Annotated in this window: 24 protein-coding genes, 1 tRNA gene and 1 other RNA gene; 10 read left to right on the top strand and 16 right to left on the bottom strand. The window is 72.6% G+C overall.

Annotation, left to right across the window (positions count from 1 at the left end):
* Positions 1-4: 4 nt before the first annotated feature.
* Genes QI554_RS17190 through QI554_RS17180 form a run of 3 tightly spaced genes read right to left on the bottom strand, consistent with a single transcriptional unit; the run spans position 5 to position 2,115 of the window.
* A complete protein-coding gene (locus QI554_RS17190) occupies positions 5-943 on the bottom strand; it encodes an isopenicillin N synthase family dioxygenase (RefSeq protein WP_281470859.1) in 939 nt (312 codons plus the stop codon).
* Positions 944-998: 55 nt separating this feature from the next.
* On the bottom strand, positions 999-1,898 hold the full coding sequence (locus QI554_RS17185; RefSeq protein ID WP_281470858.1) for a DsbA family protein: 900 nt from the start codon (positions 1,896-1,898) through the stop codon (positions 999-1,001).
* 19 nt (positions 1,899-1,917) lie between these two features.
* A complete protein-coding gene (locus QI554_RS17180; protein WP_281470857.1) occupies positions 1,918-2,115 on the bottom strand; it encodes a hypothetical protein in 198 nt (65 codons plus the stop codon).
* Positions 2,116-2,734: 619 nt separating this feature from the next.
* Here QI554_RS17180 and QI554_RS17175 point away from each other — a divergent pair.
* Together QI554_RS17175 and QI554_RS17170 are read left to right on the top strand one after the other, a co-directional pair.
* The gene (locus tag QI554_RS17175) at positions 2,735-3,532 is read left to right on the top strand and encodes a hypothetical protein (protein WP_281470856.1); all 798 of its coding nucleotides are present in this window, start codon (positions 2,735-2,737) and stop codon (positions 3,530-3,532) included.
* Positions 3,533-3,737: 205 nt separating this feature from the next.
* Positions 3,738-4,394 carry a sigma-70 family RNA polymerase sigma factor gene (locus QI554_RS17170; protein ID WP_425527996.1) on the top strand — a complete coding sequence of 219 codons (657 nt, stop codon included), beginning with the start codon at positions 3,738-3,740 and terminating at the stop codon, positions 4,392-4,394.
* 86 nt (positions 4,395-4,480) lie between these two features.
* On the opposite strand, the gene QI554_RS17165 is transcribed toward QI554_RS17170, so the two are convergent.
* Positions 4,481-5,347 carry a (2Fe-2S)-binding protein gene (locus QI554_RS17165; RefSeq protein WP_281470854.1) on the bottom strand — a complete coding sequence of 289 codons (867 nt, stop codon included), beginning with the start codon at positions 5,345-5,347 and terminating at the stop codon, positions 4,481-4,483.
* Between the two features lie 164 nt (positions 5,348-5,511).
* Here QI554_RS17165 and QI554_RS17160 point away from each other — a divergent pair, with 164 nt between their 5' ends.
* Complete coding sequence (locus QI554_RS17160) at positions 5,512-7,398, top strand: S9 family peptidase (RefSeq protein ID WP_281470853.1); 1,887 nt, start codon at positions 5,512-5,514, stop codon at positions 7,396-7,398.
* Positions 7,399-7,478: 80 nt separating this feature from the next.
* On the opposite strand, the gene QI554_RS17155 is transcribed toward QI554_RS17160, so the two are convergent.
* From QI554_RS17155 to ffs, 10 genes are all read right to left on the bottom strand, one after another.
* A complete protein-coding gene (locus QI554_RS17155; protein WP_281470852.1) occupies positions 7,479-8,306 on the bottom strand; it encodes an SURF1 family protein in 828 nt (275 codons plus the stop codon).
* A gap of 46 nt (positions 8,307-8,352) precedes the next feature.
* Positions 8,353-9,393: a hypothetical protein gene (locus tag QI554_RS17150; RefSeq protein ID WP_281470851.1), complete on the bottom strand. Its 1,041-nt coding sequence runs from the start codon at positions 9,391-9,393 to the stop codon at positions 8,353-8,355.
* The gene (locus QI554_RS17145) at positions 9,390-9,989 is read right to left on the bottom strand and encodes a SigE family RNA polymerase sigma factor (protein ID WP_425527999.1); all 600 of its coding nucleotides are present in this window, start codon (positions 9,987-9,989) and stop codon (positions 9,390-9,392) included. The genes QI554_RS17150 and QI554_RS17145 overlap by 4 nt, the downstream gene beginning before the upstream one ends.
* A gap of 349 nt (positions 9,990-10,338) precedes the next feature.
* A complete protein-coding gene (locus QI554_RS17140; protein ID WP_281470849.1) occupies positions 10,339-11,415 on the bottom strand; it encodes an aspartate-semialdehyde dehydrogenase in 1,077 nt (358 codons plus the stop codon).
* Positions 11,412-12,680 carry an aspartate kinase gene (locus QI554_RS17135; protein WP_281470848.1) on the bottom strand — a complete coding sequence of 423 codons (1,269 nt, stop codon included), beginning with the start codon at positions 12,678-12,680 and terminating at the stop codon, positions 11,412-11,414. Before QI554_RS17135 ends, QI554_RS17140 begins: the two co-directional genes overlap by 4 nt.
* Before the next feature lie 217 nt (positions 12,681-12,897).
* Entirely contained in the window at positions 12,898-13,527 is a 630-nt protein-coding gene (locus QI554_RS17130) for a DUF5063 domain-containing protein (protein WP_281470847.1), read from the bottom strand.
* Positions 13,520-14,119 (bottom strand): recombination mediator RecR, encoded by a 600-nt coding sequence (recR, locus tag QI554_RS17125; RefSeq protein WP_281470846.1) that lies wholly within the window; start codon positions 14,117-14,119, stop codon positions 13,520-13,522. The genes QI554_RS17130 and recR overlap by 8 nt, the downstream gene beginning before the upstream one ends.
* A gap of 53 nt (positions 14,120-14,172) precedes the next feature.
* Positions 14,173-14,523, bottom strand: a complete 351-nt coding sequence (locus QI554_RS17120; protein WP_281470845.1) for a YbaB/EbfC family nucleoid-associated protein — start codon at positions 14,521-14,523, stop codon at positions 14,173-14,175.
* Positions 14,524-15,020: 497 nt separating this feature from the next.
* The gene (locus QI554_RS17115; RefSeq protein ID WP_281470844.1) at positions 15,021-17,240 is read right to left on the bottom strand and encodes a DNA polymerase III subunit gamma and tau; all 2,220 of its coding nucleotides are present in this window, start codon (positions 17,238-17,240) and stop codon (positions 15,021-15,023) included.
* Positions 17,241-17,281: 41 nt separating this feature from the next.
* Positions 17,282-17,378: signal recognition particle sRNA small type (ffs, locus tag QI554_RS17110), an RNA gene on the bottom strand.
* Between the two features lie 108 nt (positions 17,379-17,486).
* Between ffs and QI554_RS17105 the strand changes: the two genes are divergently transcribed.
* Positions 17,487-17,574 (top strand) — tRNA-Ser (locus QI554_RS17105).
* Positions 17,575-17,649: 75 nt separating this feature from the next.
* Here QI554_RS17105 and QI554_RS17100 read toward each other — a convergent pair.
* Complete coding sequence (locus tag QI554_RS17100; RefSeq protein ID WP_281470843.1) at positions 17,650-19,194, bottom strand: MFS transporter; 1,545 nt, start codon at positions 19,192-19,194, stop codon at positions 17,650-17,652.
* Positions 19,195-19,321: 127 nt separating this feature from the next.
* Here QI554_RS17100 and QI554_RS17095 point away from each other — a divergent pair, with 127 nt between their 5' ends.
* The gene (locus QI554_RS17095) at positions 19,322-20,281 is read left to right on the top strand and encodes an Lrp/AsnC family transcriptional regulator (RefSeq protein ID WP_281470842.1); all 960 of its coding nucleotides are present in this window, start codon (positions 19,322-19,324) and stop codon (positions 20,279-20,281) included.
* Between the two features lie 57 nt (positions 20,282-20,338).
* Here QI554_RS17095 and QI554_RS17090 read toward each other — a convergent pair whose 3' ends face one another.
* Positions 20,339-20,734, bottom strand: a complete 396-nt coding sequence (locus QI554_RS17090; protein WP_281470841.1) for a RidA family protein — start codon at positions 20,732-20,734, stop codon at positions 20,339-20,341.
* A gap of 117 nt (positions 20,735-20,851) precedes the next feature.
* On the opposite strand from QI554_RS17090, the gene QI554_RS17085 reads away from it, so the two are divergent.
* From QI554_RS17085 to QI554_RS17065, 5 genes are all read left to right on the top strand, one after another.
* Positions 20,852-21,829, top strand: coding sequence for a helix-turn-helix transcriptional regulator (locus QI554_RS17085; protein WP_281470840.1), 978 nt, complete (start codon positions 20,852-20,854; stop codon positions 21,827-21,829).
* 56 nt (positions 21,830-21,885) lie between these two features.
* The gene (locus tag QI554_RS17080; RefSeq protein WP_281470839.1) at positions 21,886-22,065 is read left to right on the top strand and encodes a ribbon-helix-helix protein, CopG family; all 180 of its coding nucleotides are present in this window, start codon (positions 21,886-21,888) and stop codon (positions 22,063-22,065) included.
* Positions 22,055-22,414 (top strand): VOC family protein, encoded by a 360-nt coding sequence (locus QI554_RS17075; RefSeq protein ID WP_281470838.1) that lies wholly within the window; start codon positions 22,055-22,057, stop codon positions 22,412-22,414. The genes QI554_RS17080 and QI554_RS17075 overlap by 11 nt, the downstream gene beginning before the upstream one ends.
* Positions 22,407-23,258, top strand: coding sequence for a class I SAM-dependent methyltransferase (locus QI554_RS17070; protein WP_281470837.1), 852 nt, complete (start codon positions 22,407-22,409; stop codon positions 23,256-23,258). The genes QI554_RS17075 and QI554_RS17070 overlap by 8 nt, the downstream gene beginning before the upstream one ends.
* Positions 23,259-23,382: 124 nt before the next feature.
* A complete protein-coding gene (locus tag QI554_RS17065) occupies positions 23,383-23,727 on the top strand; it encodes a nuclear transport factor 2 family protein (protein WP_281470836.1) in 345 nt (114 codons plus the stop codon).
* Positions 23,728-23,812: the final 85 nt, after the last annotated feature.

Below are 23,812 nucleotides of genomic sequence, written 5' to 3'. Positions count from 1 at the left end.
CAGCTCAGTCGACGGTGATGGCGTCCAGTTGGCCGCGCAGGTAGGTGTGTGAGTCGATGCCGCGTACGTCGGTGCCCGGGTCGCAGTCGTAGAAGTAGACGAGCGAGACCAGCTCCTCGTCCGGAGCGTGCTCCGGTGGGGGCAGCACCCGGTGCCGGCCTGAGCTCCAGCGGCCGTCCGTCCAACGGGCCATGAGATCGCCGATGTTCACTGTGAACGCCGCCGGGTCGTACGGGGCGTCCTCCCAGCCGCGCTCCTCCGTGAACACCTGCAGCCCGCCACTCCCCGGCTCGCGGTCCAGCAGCGTCACCGTGCCGAAGTCCGTGTGCGGGCCGATCCGGAACTGGCCTGGAGCGGCGGGACCGACCCGTTCGACGCCCGGATACCAGTTGATGTTGAAGCCCCATGTGGGGTGCCGCGTGTGTGCGGTGAAGAAGTCCGGGCCGGCGCCGGCGCCGAGTGCGGTCCCGAGAGCGGTCCCGAGTAGTTCCAGGATCCGGTTCGAGAGTTCACGCATCCGGCCCACATAGGACTCCACCTCGGGGCGCAGCTCCGGCACCTCGGTCGGCCACGTGTTCGGCAGGAACCACTCGGCGTCGATCATCGCGTCGCCGGTCGGTTCGTCCGACGCGAAGGAGAACGACTCCTTGAGGTCCGGCGGGCTCTCGGCGCCTTCCGCGTAGGCGTTCGCTTCGGCGCCGGGGGCCAGCCAGCCGCGTTGGCCGACCTTGACCGCGTATTGACGCTTGACGTCCTCCGGGAGATGGAAGAAGCGGCGCGCGCCCTGCCTGATGCGGGCGCGCTCGGCGGGGTCGACGTTGTGGCCGGTCACCAACAGGAACCCCGCCGTGCGCAACGCCGCGTCGACGGTCTCGGCGATGTCGCGGCGAACCGCCTCGTCGCCCGACCGCCAGCCCTCAAGGTCGATCGTGGGGATGCCCATACGCCCACTCTCCGGACGGTGGGGGCGGCGATCAAGCGGGTTGGGCCGGTTGGGTTCAGGATTTGGTCGGAGCGGCGGGGGCTGCCTGTTGGATGGCGGCGCGCAACTGCTCGGGAGGGATGGGGGTGCCTCGGTTCGTCAGGACGGTGAGTGGACGGCCGTTGAGGAGGACGGTCGGGGTGCCGCCGATTTTGCGGGCGTTGAAGTCGGCTTGCACGGCCTTCACCCACGGTGCGTACGTCGCGTCGTTGACGCAGCCGTCGAACGCGGGCGAGCGCAGGCCGTCGACCTTCGCGGCGAGGTCGAGGAGGTGGGAGCGGTCGCCGAACGCGTCGTCTTCTTCGTCGTCCGGTTGGTTCGCGAAGAGTGTGTCGTGGAACGGGCGGAACTTGCCGGCGGCCTGCGCACAGGCGGCGGCGTTCGCGGCCCGGCGGGACCCGCTGCCCGACAGACGGTCGTCCAGGAACGAGGCGATGTGGTACTCGACGCGCACCCGGCCTGCGTCGACCAGCTCGCGGATCGTCGGGCCGAGTTCGGTCTCGACCTTGTGGCAGTACGGGCAGCGGAAGTCCTCGTAGACGGTGAGGACGGCGGGGGCGTCGGGGCGACCGTCGGTGAGGACTGTTTGGTTCGGGCCCGACGAGCCGGGGGGTGCGACGAGGGGACGGCCTGCGGTGTCGTCCGACGAGGAGCTGCTGGCGTTGTGCTTGCCGACCACGATTCCGACGGTTACGGCGATGGCCAGAACGCCGGCGACTGCGGCGGAGACGATCGCGGCGCGGCGGCGACGGGCGGCTAGGGCTTGGCGCTGACGCTCGGCGGCCATGCGTTCGCGTGCGGACTGCTTTCCGGTGCCGCTGCCGTTGTCGGATATCCGGCTGTTGTTGTTTTTGTTGGAATTGTTGGTCTTGTTGGTGTCAGTCTTGTTGGTCTTGTTGGTCTTGGCCGAGCTCACGGCCCACCCCTCTCGAACGTTAGATCTGCGAAGTCGCCGGCTTGGGCTGGGGGGCGAAGGGGCCGAGACCGTGCGAGTGCCCGACCTTCGTGCCGGGCGCCGCGGGTCCGGTGGAACCGGGACGGCCGTCTCCGACCAGCCGTCCGAAGACGAACGCGGTCACGAACGCCCAGACCAGGAACGCGGTGTAGGCGGCGACCCGGCTGCGGGGGGACATGGTCTCGACGGTCCTTTCTCGGAGGTCCCGGCGCGGGGTCGCGGCGGGGCATAGCGAGGTAGTCGGACCAAAGGCGTGGCGAGTTCCCGACGGGGGTGGGGTGCTTGGCTGCGCCGTTCCTGGCCTGGCTCGTTGTCGGTGGCCTGACGCCCCTCCCGCCTTTGGATTTTCGCGCGGACGGCCCACGCATCAAGGCGCGGTGAAGCTCTTTGGAACTGATCGCCTGTCCCGGGGTTCGGGAGGCGCCTTGACCCGCGGGCCGTCCGCGCTGACTACCTCGCACCTGGCGGGAGGGGCGCGGGGTGTGGACGCGCTTTATTTGCTTTGCTCCGCCGGGCTGCGGTTTGCGTGGGGTTCCGGGCGGGTTTTGTTGCTCGGGTTCGTTGCGCTGCCGGGCTTCGTTCCAGCGTGGGGCCGCGCCTGCTGACTTGGGCGGGGGCACGGCCTCGACCCCCCCATCACTTTGCCGTCACGTATGCGAATCACCAGAACTCCCTCATTGGGGGGTCTCCGCGTCACACTCGCGTCACCGCACTTCCGTCGCCTCCCGTTGGCTCGGTGGCTCACCCGGGGTGGCAGCATTTACCGCACCATGTCTGCCCGGTCACCGTTGCGCGTTGTGCGCGCCGTGTTGTTCGCCGCCGTGTGCGTTGTGCTCGCGCTCGGCGGCCACACGATGGTGTCCGGCATGCCCGTCGCGGCATGGGCGCCGTTCTGTGCGTTCGTTGTACTGGTGGTCGTCGGGTGGTTCGGGGCCTCGCGGGAGCGTGGGCTGGTCGCGATCGGCGGGACGTTGGTCGCGGCGCAGGCCGTGCTGCACGTGGTGTTCGCGTTGGCGCACCGGCCGGCTGCGGCGGGGGTCACCATCACGCCCAGCCGGGCCGAGGTCGAGGCGCAGTGGCTGCGGGTCCTGTTGTGCAACGAGGGGTCGCCGCCTGGGCCCGGTGTGCATCGCGGGGACGCGGCGGAGCTGTTGGCCGACATGGGGTTGAATCCGGTCTTGGCGGAGCGGCCGCCGGTGCTCGGGGCGTCGCATGTGATGCCGGACGGGCAGGTCATGGCCGGGCACGCCGGGCACGCCATGCCTGAGGGGATGGCGGGGCATTCGCTGCCGTGGGAGGGCGGTTCGGCCGGCCTGCTCATGTTGGCGGCGCACCTTGTGGCGGCGTGTTTGACGGCGTTGTGGCTGCGGCGTGGCGAGAAGGCCGTGCACCGGGTGGTGGCGCTGTTGGCGTCCGCTGCCTTGGGGGTGTTCGCGGCCGCGTTGGCGCTGGTGTTGGCGTGGGTGCGGCGGGCCGCCGAGGTGCCGTGGCCTCGGCTTGGTGTGGTGGTGCGGCGTGTTCCGCTGCCTGCTGCTCGGTGGGTCGGCGGGCCGGTCACCCGCCGTGGGCCGCCGTCGGGGCTCGCCGCCGCCTGACGTCCTCCCGTCCGCTGTCCGACCCGGGAGGCCGTACGCGTCCGACCGTGCTGCGCCACGGGTCGAACGGCCCTGCCGGGAGCTGGTTTCCCACGGTGGGCTGTACGCGAGGCGGCGGTCTGGCGCCCTCTCCGTCGGATTTCCGTGCGGGCGGCCGCCCTCGGGCGGTGTGTCCGCGCGCCCACACGCCCATGTGAGGACGTGGATGTTGACCACCGACCTGCTGCCTGCCCGGCGTCCCGTCGACGACGCGGCGGTGACCCGCTGCGCGCTCGCCGCTGGGGCTGGACTGCCTGGTGCTGTTGAGGAGTTCGTGCGCGCGACGCATCGTGATGTGTGGCGTTTCCTCGCCTATCTGACCGATGCGCAGAGCGCCGACGACCTGACCCAGGAGACCTACCTGCGCGTCTGGACGGCGCTGCCGCGCTTCACCGGTGCGGCGTCCGCTCGTACGTGGCTGATGTCGATCGCGCGCCGGGTCGCGGTCGACCGCTACCGGGCGGCTGCGAGCCGGCCGCGCACTGTGGACCACCCGGACTGGGAAGGCGCCTTGGACCGCGGCCAGGACGTCGGCGTGCCCGGCTTCGACGAAGGTGTCGCGCTCGTCGACCTGTGCCGTGCGCTGCGTCCTGAGCGGCGCGAGGCGTTCGCCCTGACGCAGCTTGCCGGGCTGGAGTACGGCGAGGCGGCGCGCGTGATCGGCTGCCCCGTCGGGACCGTGCGCTCCCGGGTCGCCCGGGCCCGCGGCGACCTCGTGGTGTTGTTGCGCGCGGCCGACGAACAGCCGGGCGAGGAAGGCCCCGTGGCTGTGGAGCGTGAACGGGCTGGGCGCGGGGCCGGGGCTGGGGTGCGCGCAGCGTGATCGGCGGGGGCGGGCCGGCCACCTCGGCGGCCCGCCCCCGCAGTGCCGTTCGGAAGATCGGGTGAAACCCGTGGGCGAGCCGGCGCTCAGGCGCTTCGCGGCGGGTGGTCGCCGAAGACGCAGTCGCCGCATGTTCCGCCTTCTGGCGTCCGGTAGTACAGGCAGCAGCTGGTGCGCCGGAAACCGTCTGGCGGCGACGCCTCCCATGTGCCGGTGCCTTGCAGCTCCGGGGTGGCGAGCAGGAGTTCTGCCGTTGCGACGGCGGTGCGGGCTTCGTCGGGGCGATCGGCACCACACCATTGGTGCAGCATGCGCGCGGTGCCGGTCAGGGCGGACGCGGCGTTGCCCCACAGCAGGCCTTCGGCGAGCGGTGAGACCGTCCGGATCGCTCGGTTGAGCGGGGTGAGGTTCCGTACTGCGACGGCCTCGTGCAGCAGGTCGGTCAGGTGCGGCACGTCGCCGGGCCGCGCCGCTTTGCCGAGCGGCCTGGCGTTCGGCAGCCACAGCTCGACAGGGCCGGGTCCTGGCATCCGCCAGTAGGTGCGTGCGGGGTCGAGGTCGGGGACGACGCCGCCCAGCACCGCCGCCCCGAGCGCGACCGACCACAGCCGGGCGGCGAGACCGAGATGCAGTAGCGAGGCTGCGACCCGGGGTTCGGGGGTGTGGAGGCGCTCGGCCAGTCGCTGAGTGGCCGCTGTGAGCGGGTGGTCGTCCGCGTCGGCTTCGGTCGCTTTCGGCTTCGCGGCGGTCTCGTGCTCGACGGCCGCGCCTGCGGCGCCGGCGTACACGGTTGTGAAGGGTTGGAACGGCGCTCCGGCCGGCGGCTGGGTGCTGGTCGCGACGGCGAAGAACGGGTTCACGGCGGAGACGGCGTCGAGTGCTTGGGTGAGGTCGGGATCGGCTGGCTGCGGTTGGTCGGATGCGGCCGCGTCCGGCGACGTGCTTCCCGTCATGGCGTCTCCCCCGTCTTCCCTACCGGCCCGGGTTCGTCGGCCAGGATGGCAGGGCCCGTCGGACCGTCGCACCCCGCCCCACCAGGGTCGCTCCGTCCCCGTGGCCACAAGCCCACCCGGGCGGACCGGCCCGCGGGCGGCATCCGCGTAGTTCAATGGACCGCATGTCCGACTCCGCGCCACTGGCCACCGCCGCAGGTCCCGGCACTCCGGCACCCGAAAGCGTCGCGCCCGGCGGTCCCCAGACGAACCCGCCCACGTCCCAGCCCGAGCCCGCGTGGGAGCGCCGCTTCCGGGCGCCGCGTGTCAGCCTGCCCGACTGGGCCGAGCACGCTCCCGACCGCTCGGTGTTCCTGTCGAACGCGTCGGGCACCTATGAGATCTACGCGTGGGACCGCGCCACCGGCGCCCAGCGCCAGGTCACCGAGCGGGCCAACGGTACGACGATGGCCTCGATCGATCCGACCGGCGAGTGGATCTGGTGGTTCGCGGACACCGACGGCGACGAGTTCGGCGTGTGGATGCGGCAGCCGTTCGGCGGCGGTCCCGACGAGGCGGCGGCGCCGGGGCTGGCTCCCTCGTACCCGGCGGGCCTGTCGATCGGCGCGGACGGCCTCTCCGTGATCGCCTGCTCGACCGACGAGGACGGCTCGACCGTGCACGTGGTCCGGTCCGGCTCGGCGCCCGTCGAGATCTACCGGCACCGTGAGTCCGCGGGTGTCTCGGCGCTGTCCGAGGACGACACACTGGTCGTCATCGAGCACAGCGAGCACGGCGACACCATGCACCCCTCGCTGCGCGCCGTGCGCCTCGACGGCTCGGTCGTCGCCGAGCTGCACGACGGTGAGCCCGGCGTGGCCCCGGTGTCCGGGCTGTCGTGCACCGGTTTCGCGCCGGTGTTCGGGGACCCGCGTGTGCTGGTGTCGCACCAGCGGCGCGGCCGCTGGGAGCCGATGATCTGGAACCCGCTGACGGGCGAGGAGCAGGAGATCGACCTCGGCCTGCCGGGCGACGTGGGCGTCGACTGGTACCCGGACGCGAGCGCGCTGCTGGTCGAGCACGACCACCACGCCCGGTCCGAGCTGTACCGCTACGACCTGGCGGCCGGCCGGCTCGAGCGGCTGGACACCCCGGCCGGGACGGTCCTCGGCGCTACCGCGCGCCCCGACGGCACCGTGGAGTACCTGTGGTCGAGCGGTGAGCGGCCGAGCGAGCTGCGGTCCACCGGCGGCGGCACGGTGCTCGTGCCGCCCGGCGACCGGGCGCCCGGCTCGGTGGCGGTCGAGGACGCCTGGGTCGAGGGCCCCGGCGGGCTCATCCACGCGCTGGTCTCGCGGCCGGCGGCGGGCGAGGGCCCGTACCCGACGGTGTTCGAGGTGCACGGCGGTCCTACCGCACATGACGGCGACCACTTCGCGCCGGGTGTCGCGGTGTGGATCGACCACGGCTTCGCGGTGGTCCGCGTGAACTACCGCGGCTCGACCGGCTACGGCAAGGACTGGACCGACGCGCTGCGCGAGCGTGTGGGCCTGATCGAGCTGGAGGACATCGCGGCGGTGCGCGCGTGGGCGGTCGGGTCCGGGCTCGCCGACCCGGAGCGCCTGGTGCTGTCCGGCGGTTCGTGGGGCGGCTACCTGACCCTGCTCGGCCTCGGTGTGCAGCCCGACGACTGGTCGCTGGGCCTGGCCGCGGTGCCGGTCGCCGACTACGTCGCGGCGTACGAGGACGAGATGGAGGCCCTCAAGGCGATGGACCGCACGCTGGTCGGCGGCACGCCCGAGGAGGTGCCCGAGCGGTACGCGGCCTCGTCGCCGATCACGTACATCGGCAACGTGCGCGTGCCGGTCTTCATCAGCGCCGGGCTCAACGACCCGCGCTGCCCGATCCGGCAGATCGAGAACTACGTGACGCGGCTGGAGGGCCTGGGCGCGGCGCACGAGGTGTACCGGTACGAGGCCGGGCACGGCTCGGCGGTCGTCGAGGAGCGCATCCGGCAGGTCCGCAAGGAGCTGGACTTCGTGGCCCGGCACCTGGGGCTGCCCGCCCGCTGAGGGTTCGGATTCCTGAACGCATCGGCCCGGTGGTGTCCGCGGACGCCCCCGGGTCGATGCGTTTCCGGCGTTCCGGGGTCTCAGGCGGAGACGGCCGGGCCGTCCTCGGCCGGGGCGAGTCCCAGGGTGCGCAGCACCTCGGCCTCCTCGGCCTCGCGGCGTTCCTCGAGCTCGCGCTTGACGACGCGCCACCACAGGAACACCGCGGCGCCCGCGAAGACGAACCACTGGGCGGTGTAGCCCAGGTTCTGCCAGGCGCGGCCCGACATGCCGCCGCTCGTCTGCTCCTTGGCGGGCGGCACCGCGAGCAGGCCCTGGTCGGCGGCGGGTTCCTGCGCGGTGAGCGCCACATAGCCGTCGTACAGCGGGTACGGCAGCACGTTGACCAGCTCGGGCGTGCTGATGAGCGACACCTGGCCGGCGGGCAGGCCGGTGATCCGGTCGATGCCCGAGCCGTGCTCGGTCTCGGACAGTTCGAGGCGGCCGGTGATCCGCACGTCACCGGCGGGGGCGGTGGGCGGCGTGTCCGGGGTGCCGGGGACCCAGCCGCGCACCACGAGCAGCGCGGGTCCCCCGCCCGGCTGCTGCAGCGGGGTGAGCACGTACGAGCCGGTGCGGCCGTCGATCTCGCGCCCGGGGACGAGCAGTTGGTGCGCCGTGTCGTAGCGGCCGTCCGCGAAGACGGTGTGGCCCCGGTCGTCGCCGCCGACGGCGGTGCCGCCGCGGAGCCGGTCCTTCAGCGCGACCGCGGGGTCGGCGGCGACCTTCTCCTCGGCGACCGTGCCGCTGCCCTTGTGCTCGCCGTAGCGGTGGAACTGCCACAGCCCGAGCGCCGCGCACACCGGCACCGCGACCAGCACGAGGACGTGGAAGGCCAGCCAGCGCGGCTGCAGGAGGAAGCGGTACACCCCACCACGGTAACCGGGCCGGGCGGTGCCTCCGGCCGTCGGGTCGTCAGCCGGCGGTCGGGTACACGTCCGTCCGGTAGACCATGCCGCCGCACGCCGCGGACAGCGTCACCTGGGCCAGCTTCACGCCGCCGTCCGCGAGCATGTACGCGAGCGACGGGACCGGCGGGGGCGGACCGGCCGGGTTGTCGCCCGGAGTGCAGCTGCCGTCCTTGCCGGTGCCCAGGGTGGGCGCCCACGCGAACTTGAACTCGTACGTCGCACCCGGCCGGACCACGAGCGGCCCGGTCGACGGCGGGATGTCCGGGAGCTTCATCGCCGGGTCGCCGGTGACGTGCATCTTCACCGACACCTGGACCGGCGCGTTGCCGGGCGGCGCCGCGACGAGCACGATGCCGGGCCCGGAGATGGAGCAGTCCCGCTTGGACGCGTTGCGGATCGCGACGGTGCCGTAGGTCAGTCCGTCGGCGCCAGGACCGCCGGGCTCCAGCCCGGTCGCCAGCCCCTGCTCCAGGTCGGTCACGCCGCACGCGGGCGGCGGCGCCAGCGCGGTGGGGGCGCCGGTCGGGGCGACGGTGCCGGTCGCGGTCGTCGCGCCGCCGCTCGGGGCCAGCGGTGCGAGGCTGGTCGGCAGGGTGCCGGCGGTGGGCAGTGCGGTCGGTGACACCGTCGCCTGACCCGGGCCGGACGTGCTGTGGCCGCCCCCGCCCGCACCGCCGACCGTCGAGCCGACGGACGACGAGCGGCCGGTCGCCTTGGCGGTCGCACCGTTCGGATCACTGGGGTCGCCGCTGCCGTCGACGTTCGCCGCCGGGTTGCTCTCCGAGCCGGTCGAGTTCTGGTCGGTGAGCACCACGGTGCGCACCATAGGGGTCGCGATCGCCAGTACCACGACGGTCGCCGCCGCGGTGAGCGCGGTCGCGCGGCGTCGGCGGCGGCGTGCGGGGACGGCCTCGCGCAGGCGTTCCAGGGCGTCCGGCGCGGGCCGGATGCCGGACACCGCTTCGTGCAGCCGGCGGCGTACTTCCTCGGACAGGTCGTCGGGAACCTGCCCGTCCCTGCCCGGGTCCTCGTTCATCGCGGTCACGACGTCTCCATCCGGACCCTCAGCGCGTCCAGCCCTCGCGAGCCGTACGCCTTCACCGAACCGACCGACAGCCCAAGCAGGTCAGCCACCTGAACCTCCGTCAGATCGGCGTAGTAACGCAGCACGATCACTTCCCGCTGGCGCCTCGGCAGGTCGCGCAGCACCCGTACGAGCGCGTCGCGCTCCAGGACCTCGTGGGCGCCTTCCTCGGCGGCCGGTTCGTCCAGCACGGGCCGAGGCATCAGCCGCATGGCCATCAGCCTCCGCCGCAGCGTGGAGCGCGACAGGTTGACCACGGTCTGCCGCAGGTACGCGAGCGTCTTGTCGGGCTCACGCAGCCGGTGGCGCGCCACGTGCACGCGGACGAACGCCTCCTGCACCACGTCCTCGCACGAGTGCGGGTCGTCGAGCAGCAGCGCGGCCAGCCGCATGAGCGTGCCGTAGTGCGCGCGGTACGTCTCGGTGAGCAGGTCGACGGACACGCCCGCGCCACCGGACACCGCAGCTCCCGCCGTCGTCTCGGCCGCGTCGGGCACCGTCTCCGCGGCCGGCTCCGATATCGCGCCCCAGGGCATGTTCGCCCGGGACGCCGGCATATCGACCGGCGGGTGCGCCGGGCGGACGCCCCGCTTCACCCGTGGTTCCACCCCCACCAACTCCGCCACGAACGTTAGACATCCGGTCACCCCGGAAGGTTGCGGGGCCGGCGCCGCCAACACGCCGGCCGCGCCGATCCATGGAGACCGGGCTGTCGACCTGGGGACACGCTATAGGTTGACGCGTCGTCAGACAGGGTCTTCGTGATGTTCCGGACGCGCCTGGGCGCACACGAGCAGACCGGCCGCGTCCCCGCGTGGGGACTCGGCCGGCCGCGTCGTGTGCGCTTGGCAGTGCTTTGTACCGGTATCCGGCGTGGCGGCCCCGGGACGGGGCCGACCGCGTCGGTTACTCGGCGGCCGCGGACTCCGCCAGCTCGGCGGCGACCAGCTCGGCGATCTGCGCGGTGTTCAGCGCGGCGCCCTTGCGCAGGTTGTCGCCGCACATGAACATCTCGAGCGTGTTCGGGAAGTCGAACGCCTGGCGCACCCGGCCGACCCACGTCGGGTCGGTGCCCACCGCGTCGGCGGGCGTCGGGAACTCGCCGTTCGCCGGGTCGTCGCACAGCACGACGCCGGGCGCGCCCGCGAGGATCTCGTGCGCGCGGGCCACCGACACCTCGTTCTCGAACACCGCGTGCACGGCGAGCGAGTGGGTGGTGACGACCGGGACGCGCACGCAGGTCGCCGAGACCCGCAGGTCCGGCAGCCCGAGGATCTTGCGGGACTCGTTGCGGACCTTCAGCTCCTCCGAGGACCAGCCGTCCTCCTTGAGCGAGCCCGCGAACGGCACGACGTTGAGCGCCAGCGGGGCCGGGAAGGGACCGAAGTCGCCCACCGCGCGCCGCACGTCGCCCGGGTGGGTGCCCAGCGTCGCCGAGTCGGCGACCTTCGCCAGCTGCTCGCGCAGCGTGTCGATGCCGGGCTGACCGGCGCCCGACGCCGCCTGGTACGACGACACGACCAGCTCGCGCAGGCCGAGCTCGGCGTGCAGCGCGCCGAGCGCCACGACCATCGTCAGCGTCGTGCAGTTCGGGTTGGCGATGATGCCGCGCGGACGGATCCGGGCGGCCTGCGGGTTGACCTCGGGGACGACCAGCGGGACGTCCGGGTCCATCCGGAACGCGCCGGAGTTGTCGACGGCGACGGCGCCCTTCGCGGCGGCGATCGGCGCCCACTGCGCGGACACCTCGTCGGGCACGTCGAACATCGCGACGTCGACGCCCTCGAAGCACTCCTCGGACAGCGCCTGGACCTCGACCTCCTCGCCGCGCACGACGAGCTTCTTGCCGGCCGAGCGGGCGGACGCGATCAGGCGGATCTCGCCCCACACGTCCTGCCGCGTCGACAGCAGGTCGAGCATGACGGTGCCGACCGCGCCGGTCGCGCCGACGAGGGCGAGGGTGGGCTTGCGGGTGGTACTCATCGGCCGGTACCTCCGTAGACGACGGCCTCTTCGGTCTCGGCGTCGAGACCGAAAGCGGTGTGGACGGCCTGGATGGCGGTGGGCACCTGGTCGGCGCGGCACACCACCGAGATGCGGATCTCCGACGTGGAGATCAGCTCGATGTTGACCCCCGCGTTCGACAGCGCCTCGAAGAACTCGGCGGTCACCCCCGGGTGCGAGCGCATGCCGGCGCCGACGAGGGAGATCTTGCCGATCTGGTCGTCGTACCGCAGCGACTCGAAGCCGATGTCGTCCTGCACCTTGGTGAGCGACTCGATGGCCCGGTGGCCGTCCGTCATCGGAAGCGTGAAGGAGATGTCGGTGAGACCCGTCTTCGCGGCGGAGACGTTCTGCACCACCATGTCGATGTTGATCTCGGCGTCCGCCACCGTGCGGAAGATCTTCGCGGCCTCGCCCGGCTTGTCCGGGACCCCGACCACGGTGACCTTGGCCTCACTGGTGTCGTGGGCGACACCGGAGATGATCGCCTGCTCCACGTCGTCCCCTTCGGACTCGCTTCGTACCCACGTGCCCTGCAGCCCCGAGAAGGACGAGCGCACGTGGACGGGCATGTTGTAACGGCGCGCGTACTCGACGCAGCGCAGGTGCAGCACCTTCGAACCGCTCGCCGCCAGCTCCAGCATCTCCTGGTAGCTGATGGCGTCGATCTTGCGGGCCTTCTTGACCACACGGGGGTCGGCGGTGAACACGCCGTCCACGTCCGTGTAGATCTCGCAGACCTCGGCCTCGAGGGCGGCGGCCAGCGCGACGGCGGTCGTGTCCGACCCGCCGCGGCCGAGCGTCGTGATGTCCTTGGTGTCCTGCGACACGCCCTGGAAGCCGGCGACGATCGCGACCGCGTCCTCGTCGAGGGCGGAGCGGATCCGGCCGGGCGTCACGTCGATGATCCGCGCTTTGTTGTGGACCGAGTCGGTGATCACACCCGCCTGGCTGCCGGTGAACGACCTGGCCTCGACACCGAGGTTTTTGATCGCCATCGCCAGCAGCGCCATCGAGATCCGCTCACCGGAGGTGAGCAGCATGTCGAGCTCGCGGCCGGCAGGCATGGGGCTCACCTGCTGGGCGAGATCGATGAGCTCGTCCGTCGTGTCACCCATCGCGGACACCACTACGACCACCTCGTGGCCGAGCTTCTTCGTGTCGACGATCCGCTTGGCGACGCGCTTGATGCCCTCGGCATCAGCCACGGAGGAGCCTCCGTACTTCTGCACGACAAGGCCCACGTGCGCTCCTCGTTTCGTATTAGCTGCGGTCGAGACAGTCTAACGAGGCAGGCGTGCGGCCCAAGCGCTATTCACATAGTGAGACGTAAGTATCGCTTTTTGAACAGGCCAGATCGAAAGCCGCGAAAAGTGGCGTACGGGCCCGGCGCCGCGCGAAAAGCTGCGGTGCGGCGCCGGACGCGGTCGGGGCGGACGGGGTGGGACGGGAGGGACGGGGTCAGGAGGCCGGCGCCTGCGGTCCGCCCAGGACCACCGCGTCGTCCAGCTGCTCCGCCAGCTCGTCGGCCAGCTCGTCGCCGAGCGCGTCGTCGACAGCGGACTCCACTTCGGTCACCGCCGCGTCCAGCCGGGTGTGCGCCACGACGGACTGCAGCGCCCGCAGCACCGCACTCGCCGTCGCGCCCCAGTTCGCCAGGTAGGAGAACTGCCACCACCACAGCGCCTCGGTCGTCCGGCCCGCGCGGTGGTGTGCCAGGCCGTGCACGAGGTCGGTCACGACGTCCGCCATGTCGTCCGAGATCCGGAACGCCACCGGCTTCGGGCGCGGGACGTACGGGTCGAACACCTCGTAGTAGACGTCGATCGGCTCGAGCAGCACCGACAGCGACGTACGCAGCGCGTCCACGTCGGGATCCGGGCCCGCGTCGGGCTCGAAGCGCTCCTCGGGCACCACGTCGGCGATCGCGCCGAGCCGGCCGCCCGCCAGCATCAGCTGCGAGACCTCGAGCAGCAGCATCGACACGGCCGCGCCCGGCTCCTCGCCGCGCGCCACCTCCGTGACGGCCACCACGAAGCTCTCGATCTGGTCGGCGATCTCCGCGGTGAAGTCGGTCAGGTCGTCAGACATCGAGCAGTCGTCTCCCCTCAAAGGCACGCCCGAGGGTCACCTCGTCGGCGTACTCCAGGTCGCCCCCCACCGGCAGGCCGCTGGCGAGCCGGGTCACCTTCAGACCCATGGGCTTGCACAGCCGCGCCAGGTACGTCGCGGTCGCCTCTCCCTCCAGGTTCGGGTCGGTCGCCAGGATCAGCTCGGTGACCTCGCCGTCCGCGAGCCGCGTCATCAGCTCGCGGATCCGCAGGTCGTCCGGGCCGACCCCCTCGATCGGGCTGATCGCGCCGCCGAGCACGTGGTACCGGCCCCGGAACTCGCGGGTCTTCTCGACGGCGACGACGTCCTTCGACTCCTCGACCACGCAGATCACCGACGGATCCCGGCGCGGATCGAGGCAGATGCGGCACTGGTCGGCCTCCGCCACGTTGCCGCAGACGGTGCAGAACCGGACCTTGTCCTTCACCTCGACCAGCGCGTTCACAAGGCGGCGGACGTCGGCCGGGTCGGCGGCGAGGAGGTGGAAGGCGATGCGCTGCGCACTCTTCGGACCGACGCCGGGCAGCCTGCCCAGCTCGTCGATCAGGTCCTGTACGGCGCCTTCGTACACCTTCCGGCTCCTCTGGTGTGTGCGGTCGTCTGCTTTTTTCGTGTCGTGCGGTCCTACATGCCCGGCAGGCCGAGGCCGCCGAGCCCGCCGCCGCCGAGGCCCTGGGCCAGCGGGCCCATCGCCTTCGACGCCAGCTCCGCGGCCGCCCGGTTGGCGTCCCGCACGGCGGCGACGATCAGATCGCCGAGCGTCTCCGTGTCCTCAGGATCCACCGCCTCGGGCGAGATCTCCAGAGCGAGCAGCTCACCGGCGCCGCTGACCGTCGCGGTCACCAGGCCGCCGCCCGCCGAGCCCTTGACCTGGGTGCGCGCGAGCTCCTCCTGCGCGGCCATGAGGTCCTGCTGCATCTTCTGCGCCTGCTGCAGCAGCTGCTGCATATCGGGCTGGCCACCACCGGGAAACACGGACGCACCCTTCGTCGCTGGTCGCCGACGCGTCGGCGGGTCTGCGCGGGGCCGTGCCCGATGGGCCGCCCCCGGGCGGCCACGCGGCGCGATCCCTCGCCTCACTCCTCATGTGAACGACGAACCGCGCGGCCCAGGTGTTCCGGCGAACCGGCCCCGGCGCGCACTCGGCGCCCACGGCTTGAGACTACGGCCTCGGAGGGAGTCGGGGCACGGCGAGCCACGCCGAAGGTAGGACGGGTGAGGTGTGATGTTCACACCGGAGTGGAGGCCCCCACTCCGGGGGTATAGCGGGAAACCGCGAACCGGGGCGGGCGCTGTTCACAGGGGCGGTCGGATGATCGGACCGGTTCCGCGGACCCCCTGGACACCCGGGTGTAGCGGGAGGTCGACAGCGCGTGCGTCGGGCCGTCCACAGGGGCGGTGGGATGGTCGTACTGCCCGCACCGCCCCAGCCGGCCCCGCCTCGGTCACGTCGCGGCACCGCGCGGCGCGGGTCAGCCGTTGTTCGAGGTCTCCTCGATCACCGTCGCGCCGAGCTCGCGGGCCAGCAGCTCGTGGCTCGTCACGCCGTCGTCCTCGATGTCCTCGTCGTCGTCCGCCGCCACGTCGTCTTCCGGTGCCACCGGGGGCGGCGCGGGCGGGACGTACTCGGGGACCGGCGGCGGGGCCTGGCTCACGGGCGGGGCCGGGGGCTCGGGCATCGGGGGCTCGGCGGGCGGCGGCGCGTCCTGCGGCGGGCGCGAGGTCGAGGGCCACGCGCCGGGGGCGGGCGGTTCGGGTGCGGACGGCTGGGGCGGCGCCTGGACCTGCGGAGCCGGCGCGAACCCGCCCGACGGGGCGGGCGGCTGCGTGTACGTTCGGCCCCCGCCGGGACCGCCCTGGCCGCCGCCCGGACCCGCGCCGCCGCCGGCGCCGCCCGGGTCGACGATGCACTCGATGCGCCACTCCACGCCGAACGAGTCGCGCAAGGCCTGCCGCAGCACCTCGTCGTGCCCGCTGTTCACGAACCCGTCACGCGCTCCGGCGTGCTCGAACGACACCTGCAGCGTCTGCCCGTCGAACCCGGCCACGCCCGCGCGCTGCAGCATCATCCACGTCACCCGCTTGCGGCGTGCGACGGCCTCTATGACCTGCGGCCACATCCCGCGTACCCGGTTGACGTCGCCGCCGCCGGCCGGCGGTGCGGCCTGCTGCGGGGCGGGCGCGGGGGCCGGAGCCTGCTGGGCCGGGGCCTGCTGGGCGGGAGCCGCGTACTGCGTCGGGGCCTGCTGCTGCGGGGGGCGTGAGGTCGAGGGCCACGCACCGGGCGTACGCCCACCCGGCACCTCGGCCGCCGGGGCCTGCGCGGGGGCCGGGGCCTGCGCGGGGGCCTGCTGGACGGACGGCGGGGCCGGGGCCTCCGCCACGGGCCGCGCCGCCGCGACCGGCTCGTCGTACGCCGGAACGGCCGCCGCACGCGGAGCGGCGACATTCGTACCGCCGCCACCCGCACCGGCCGCGACCGGGGCCGCGAAGCCGCCGCCCAGCTCGACCCGCCGCTCCAGACGCTCCAGCCGGGCCGCGAGCGCCTGCTCCCCCGACCCGGCGCCGGGCAGCAGCACGCGCGCGCAGATCAGTTCGAGCTGCAGGCGCGGCGACGTCGCGCCGCGCATCTCGGTCAGACCGGTGTTGACGATGTCCGCGGCACGCGTGAGCTCGGCCTGGCCGTACGCCCGCGCCTGCTGCACCATCCGCTCGAGCTGGTCGCCGGGCACGTCGATCAGGCCCTTGTCGGCGGCGTCCGGCACCGCGGCCAGGATCACCAGGTCGCGCAGCCGCCCGAGCAGGTCCGCCACGAACCGGCGCGGGTCGAAGCCGCCCTCGATGACGCGGTCGACCACCTGGAACGCCGCCGCGCCGTCCCGCGCCGCGAACGCGTCCGCGACGTCGTCGAGCAGCGCGCGGTCGGTGAAGCCGAGCAGCGACGTCGCCATGGCGTACGTCACACCCCGCTCGTCGGCACCGGCCAGCAGCTGGTCCATCACCGACATCGAGTCACGCACCGAGCCGGCGCCCGCCTGCACGACGAGCGGGAACACCGCCTTCTCGACGGCGACGCCCTCGTCGGTGCACACCTTCTCCAGGTAGTCCCGCAGGACACCCGGCGGCACCAGCCGGAACGGATAGTGGTGCGTGCGCGACCGGATCGTCCCGATGACCTTCTCGGGCTCGGTCGTGGCGAAGATGAACTTCAGGTGCTCCGGCGGCTCTTCGACCACCTTCAGCAGCGCGTTGAAGCCCGCCGACGTGACCATGTGGGCCTCGTCGATGATGTAGATCTTGTAGCGCGAGTTGACCGGCGCGAAGAACGCCTTCTCGCGCAGGTCGCGCGCGTCGTCCACACCACCGTGCGACGCCGCGTCGATCTCGATGACGTCGATGCTGCCGGGACCGCCGCGCGCCAGGTCCTGGCACGACCGGCACTCACCGCACGGCGTCGGCGTAGGCCCGCGCTCACAGTTGAGGCACCGCGCCAGGATCCGCGCGCTGGTCGTCTTCCCGCAGCCGCGCGGCCCGCTGAACAGGTACGCGTGGTTCACCCTGTTGTTGCGCAGGGCCTGCTGGAGCGGATCGGTCACGTGCTCCTGCCCGATGACCTCCGCATAGGTCTCGGGGCGGTAGCGACGGTAGAGCGCAAGCGACACGACGTCGACGATAGCCGGGCCGAAGGACATCCGGAGCCACCCCGGACCCGCGCCAACGAGCCGCCCGGAAACATGAAGACCCCCCGCGCACCCGACAGAGCCCGCTTACCCTTGCTGCCTTCCGGCCCTGGGGGGGTTCAGCAGGATGCCGCCACACGGGGGGTCCGGCCCCAACAGTACCCGACCGAACCCGCTCCGCGCTCCGCCCACCCCGTCGCCACCCTCACCTGGATACTCGTGCGCGACCACCCCGAACCCTCCGGTAAGCTATCCGGCGGAGGATTCGCCTAGTGGCCTAGGGCGCACGCTTGGAAAGCGTGTTGGGGGCAACCCCTCACGAGTTCGAATCTCGTATCCTCCGCCAGCCTGCAACAGGCAGACGTCAGCCCCGACCGGTCCGCCGGTCGGGGCTGACGGCGTTACTGGGGCGCCTTCAGGTCTAGTCGACCGCGGCCGGGGCGGGCTCGGGGTGGGTGTTCCGGGGCGGCTGGGCCTTGGGTTGGCCGGGGTGCGGGCGGCGGGTCAGGTGCAGGACCAGGGCGGCGCCGGCCAGGGAGAGTGCTCCGGCCGTGAGGGCGAGGGTGTTGTGCGCGGTGGCGAACGCCGCGTGGAGGGCGTGGTCCAGGCCGGGTCGGTGGTCGGCGGGGGTCGCGGCGAGGAGGGCGTCGGCGCCTCCGCCGGACAGGGTGCGCGCCGCGGCGGCGGGGTCGGCGACGTCGCCGTCGAGGGACGTCGTCATGGTGGCGACCGCGAGGCTGCCGAACGCGGCGACTCCGAAGGCGTAGCCGAGCTGTTCGAACGTGCTGTAGGCGCCGCCGGCCATGCCGGCGCGGGCGGCCGGAACCGAGCCGAGGGCCAGGGCGGCCGCGACCTGGAAGACCAGGCCCATGCCGATTCCGCTCAGCGCGAGGCCGCCGACCAGGACGGGCCAGCCGGAGTCGGGGCCCAGGAACCCTTCCGCGCCGACGCCCAGGCCGGCGAGCGCGAGGCCGAGCGAGGCGCCCAGGCGGGGCGAGGGCTTGGGCAGCCACCGCCCGCAGACGACCGCCACGACGGCGGCGGCCACAGCGTGCGGCAGGACGACGAGTCCGGCGCCGATCGGCGAGAGGTGCTGGACCGACTGCAGCCACAGCGACGTGTACGGGAGGATCCCGTACACGGTGCCCTCGCCGATCGCGATGGTGAGCATCGCCGCGGTGAAAGCAGGCCGACGGAACAGCGACAGGTCCAGCAGCGGGTGCGTACTGCGCGCCTGCACCGGCACGAACACCGCGAAGGCGGCCAGCGCGGCGCCCAGCGGAAGCAGGGTCCGCGGCGACGTCCAACCCTGGCTGTGCCCCTCGGTCAGCGCGTACACGAACCCGCCCGCGCCGAGGGAGAAGAGCAGTAGGCCGGGCACGTCCAGGCGCTGTGCGGTGTCCCGTTCGGTCCACGTGGGCCTCGGGATGAAGCGGAACGTCATCGTCAGGGCGAGCACGCTGACGGGGACGTTGACGTAGAAGATCCAGCGCCAGTCGAGGACTTGGGTGAGCAGGCCGCCGAGGATCGGCCCCAGTGCTGCGGCGGCCGACGCCACCGCCGCCCACACACCGAAGGCAACGCCCAGGCGGCGCCCGGAATACAGCGTGCCGATCAGGGACAGCGTGGTGGTGAACATCGCTGCGGCACCCAGGCCTTGCACCATGCGGGCGGTGATCAGTACGGCCATGTTGGGGGCCAGCCCGCACACGACCGACGCCGACGCGAAGACGACCAGCCCGGCCGCGTACATCCGGCGTCGGCCGTACAGGTCGGCGAGGGTCCCGGAGCCCAGCAGCGCGGCGGCCACCGCGAGCGCGTAGCCGTCGGCGACCCACTGCAACTGCGAGAGCGACGAGTCCAGTGACTCCGACACCGCCGGTAGCGCGACCAGCACGATCGTGACGTCGACGAGCAGCATGAACGTTCCCAGACAGACCGCGGCCAACGGGCCCCAGACGCGCATGAATTCCCACTCCCACACTCGGCGGACACAGGCGGACGACCTCCCGGTCACTATCCGGGCGGCTCCAGGAGCACCCAAGCCATACGCTTCGCGGCGGGAGAATCCGGCGGGAGAACGGGGTACTTCGGTGGATCACGTCACTCGGGACGGGCTCGACCAGAGCCTGCTCCAGGCTCTGCAGACGGACGGCCGCGCGCCGTTCAGCCGCATCGCCCGCGACCTGGGCGTCTCCGAACGCACGGTCGCCCGCCGCTACCAGCGGCTGCGCGCGCACGGACTGCGGGTCGTCGGCCAGCCGGTCCCCTCCCGGCTCGGCCTGACCCGCTGGCTGCTGCGGATGCACTGCACACCGGACGCGGCCGGCACCATCGCGGACGCCCTCGCGCGCCGCCCGGACACCAGCTGGGTCACGCTCGCGTCCGGCGGCACCGAGCTCTACTGCGCGCTCAACGCCCGCACCGCCGAGGACCGCGACGCGCTGCTGCTCCGCAAGCTCCCGCGCAACCCGCACGTACTGTCCGTCAGCGCGCACTGCATGATGCGCATCTTCGTCGGCGAGACCAGCACGTGGCACGGCACCCGGTTCGCGCCACAAGCCGCCGCGCCCGCGGTGGATTCCGGCGCGGCCGCCGCCACGCCGCTCAGCCTGGACGCCACCGACCGCGCCCTGTTCACCGAACTCGCCCGCGACGCCCGCGTCCCGCTGCCGGAGCTCGCCGCCGCCACCGGCCGGTCCCCGTCCAGCGTCCAACGCCACCTCGACCGGCTCCGCTCCGAAGGCGCGCTCAGCCTCGCCGTCGACTTCGACCCGCGGATCCTCGGCTTCCACATGGCCACCCGCCTGTGGATGAACGTCGCCCCCGCGCACCTGCGCACCGTGGGCGAAGCGCTCGCCACGCACCCACAGATCGCCTTCGCCGCGGCCGTCACGGGAACGTCCAACCTCGTCGCCAACGGCGTCTTCCGCGACCCGGCCGAGCTGTACGACTACATCGACCGGTGCATCGGCCCCCTGCCCGGAATCCAGACCATGGAGACCGCGCCGACGCTCCGCGAGGTCAAACGCCTGACGCCGGCCATACCTTGACGATGCGTTCAGCCCCGACCGGACAAACCGGTCGGGGCCGGCGGCGGGTTGAGCGGGTCAGGCCACGGCGGTGGCTTCCAGTTCGACCAGCAAGGTCGGGATCGCCAGGCGGGTGACGCCGAGCATGGTGGTGGGCGGGGCGACGGCGGCGGTGGCGAGGCGGGTGGCCAGGACGCCGTAGTGCTGGAAGAGCAGGTCGACGTCGGTGGTGTAGACGTTGAGCCGGACGAGGTTCGCGAGGGTCATGTCGGCCTCGTGGAGGACGGCTTCCAGGTTGTCGAGGGTGAGGACGAGCTGGGCCGCCATGTCGCCGTCGTGTTGGGGTTTGCCGTCGGCGCTCATCGCGGTCTGTCCCGAGCAGTACAGGGTCCGGGTGTCGCCGGAGACGATCTCGCCCTGGTTGAAGCCCATTTCGACAGACCAGGTCACCGGGTTGACTGCCGTCCGCTGCATGGCCACTTCGGCTCCGTTCGTTTGGTGGGGGAAATACGCGCGTCCGTTGACGTCGTGGTTCAAGCCTCGGCGGTAATCACGACATCCTTGGTCATGTATTTCGGTACGTTCGCTCGCATGCGCGCCGATCGGCTGGTCTCGCTGGTGCTGTTGCTGCGCCGGCACGGGCGGATGACCGCGCCTGCGCTTGCGCGGGAGTTGGAGGTGTCCACCCGGACCGTGCTGCGCGACATCGAGGCGTTGTCGACGGCGGGCGTTCCGGTGTACGCCGAGCGCGGGCGGCACGGCGGGTTCGCGCTGCTGCCCGGTTTCCGGACGGAGCTCACGGGGCTGAACCACGACGAGGCGCTGGCCGTGCTGGCCGCCGGGTCGGGGCGTGGGGAGCAGGCGTTCGGGCTCGGTTCGGCGCTCGCGTCGGCGTTGCGCAAGGTGGTGGACGCGCTGCCCGAAGGCCATCAGGCCACCGCTGGCGACGCGGCCCAGCGCCTGCTCATCGAGCCGGAGACCGACCTGCTCTCGCGCCGGACGGCCGCCGAGGAGGTGCCCGGCACCACCATGGTCGAGGTCCGGCGCGCGGTGCTCGCCGGGCGCAAGCTGCGCATCCATTACGCGGCCGCGGACCGGGCGCCGCAGTGGCGCACGGTGGACCCGATCGGGCTGGTCACCGTACGCGACCGGGGCTATCTGCTGGCGACGCGGTCCGGCGCGGACCGCACCTACCGGCTGTCGCGGATACTCGCCGCCGAGGAGCTCCCCGAGCCGGCCGAGCGCCCGGACCGGGTCGACCTGGACCGGATCTGGCGGGAACGCTGCGCGGCGTTCCTCTCCGACGACCAGATGACCGTGCTGGTACGGGTGAACCCGGAGCGGCGCGAGCAGCTGCTGAACACCGCGTTGGCCGTCCGCGCCGAGGAACCCGACGCCGACGGCCGGCTCCGCCTCGAAGTGACGTTCCAGGACGCGCGCCACGCCGAGTGGGCGCTGTGGCAGCTCGACACGGACGCGGAGGCCCTGGCCCCGCAGTCGCTGCGCGCCGCCCTGCGCGACCGCGCCGCCGCGATCGCCGCCTGCTACGGGTCGTCCGCGGGCGTCTGAACACGAGGTCGAGTGCGCGCCGGCACATGTCGGGTTAGGTTGCTAGCATCCTATGCATGGCCACGGAGAGACAGGTCAAGCAGTTCAACGTGTACCTGCCGGTGAAGCTCATCCGGGAGGTCAAGCACCACGCCGTCGACACCGAGCGGTCGCTGTCGGCGATCGTCGAGGCGGCGCTGGTGGAGTACCTGCGGCGTGCCGCGGACGAGGGGAAGGAGCGGGCTGATGGCGACTGAGGGGATCGAGGGGTTCCTCGTCGAGACGCGGAACTACGGGGCCACGGCGGCGTTCTGGAAGTCGCTGGGGTTCCGGAGCGTGGTGGAGACGGACCACGGGTCCGGGCAGTGGTCGCATCCGGGCGGCGGGCCCTACGTGTTCATCGTGGAGCAGCACGACCGCGAGCTCGGCACGCACCCGGTGCTCAAGGTGGCCGACGCGGAGGCGTTCGCGCCCGAGCGGGAACCGGACTTCGTGCAGGGCTTCGTGCGGACGCACTGGGGCACGCAGCAGGCGCTGGTCCGCGATCCCGACGGCCGGATCGTCGCGCTTGAGGCGCCGCTGCCGGGAGGGTCGCAGCATGGGTGAGCCCACAGAGCCGGACCACACCGCGGTGCGCGTCGCCCTGTGGCGGGCGCTGCACGTGTTGGAGGACGCCCCGCCGCACGTGCTCGAGGACGAGGTCGGGCTGAAGCTCGCCGATCCCGGCGAGGGCTGGCGGCGGCGCGGGGACATGACGATGCCGGGCGTCGCCGGGGTGCGGGCCGCGATGGTCGCCCGGGCGCGGTTCGTCGAGGACCTGGTCGCCGAGCGGGCGGACGGCGGTGTGACGCAGTACGTGATCCTCGGCGCGGGCCTGGACACGTTCGCGCAGCGTCGCCCCGAACTCGGTTCGCGGATCCGGGTGTTCGAGGTCGACCAGCCCGGCACGCAGGCGTGGAAGCGGCGGCGGCTGGCGGAGCTCGGGTACGACGTGCCGTCCTGGCTGACGCTGGTCCCGGTCGACTTCGAGGCCGGGGACTCGTGGTGGGACCGGCTGGCCGCCGAGGGGTTCGACCCGGCGCGGCCGACCGTGGTGGCGTCGACCGGGGTCAGCATGTACCTGACGCGCGAGACCAACGCGCTGACGATGCGCCAGGTCGCGGCGCTCGCACCGGGATCGGTGTTCGCGACGACGTTCCTGCTGCCGCTGGACATGCTGGAGCCCGACCAGCGGCAGGTGCAGGAGTTCTCGACGCGGGGCGCCGCCGCCGCGGGGACGCCGTTCATCAGCCTGTACTCGCCGGACGACATGCGCCAGGCGGCACTCGACGCGGGGTTCGCGAAGGCCGTCCACGTCTCGCCGGACGAGCTGGCCGCGCGGTACTTCGCCGACCGCGCGGACGGCCTGCGCCCGCCGCGTGCCGAGCAGTTCCTCGTGGCCGAGGTGTAGTCCGCGATACCCAGCTGGGAATTGAGGGGCGGTCAGGTCAGGCGGAGGATCAGGGTGTCAAGGTCGTTCGGACCCGCCCGCGGACAGCGTTCCGCGGGCGGGTCCGTGGTCGAAGGAGAGTCCCGTGTCGGACGCGCAGACGCTCGATGTCCTGAACCGCTTCAACGCCGCGTTCCTGCGGCACGAGCCCGCTCTGCTGGACGAACTGGTCGCCGAGGACTGCGCGGTGGAGAACACCGACGGGAAGCGGCACGAGGGCCGGGCCGCGTCGCTGGCCCTGTGGAAGGGCATCGCGGGCTCCCGCGACGCCGAGTTCGAGCCCGAGGAGATCACCGCGTCGGGCGACCGGGGTGTGATCCGGTGGCGGCTGCGCTGGGGTCCGACGGAGGCCGAGTCGGTGCGCGGCGTCAACCTCATGCGGCTGCGGGACGGGCTGATCGTCGAGGCGATGGGCTACGTGAAGGGTTGACCTCGCCGCCAAGCAACGACGCGCACACCCCGAACGAGAGCGCGGCCGGGCCCCGGGGAGACGGGACCCGGCCGCGTCGTCGGCC

The organism is Yinghuangia seranimata (assembly GCF_029953285.1).
In the GTDB taxonomy this organism is placed as follows: Bacteria; Actinomycetota; Actinomycetes; order Streptomycetales; family Streptomycetaceae; genus Yinghuangia; species Yinghuangia seranimata.
This window is presented reverse-complemented; position numbering and strand designations above follow the sequence as displayed.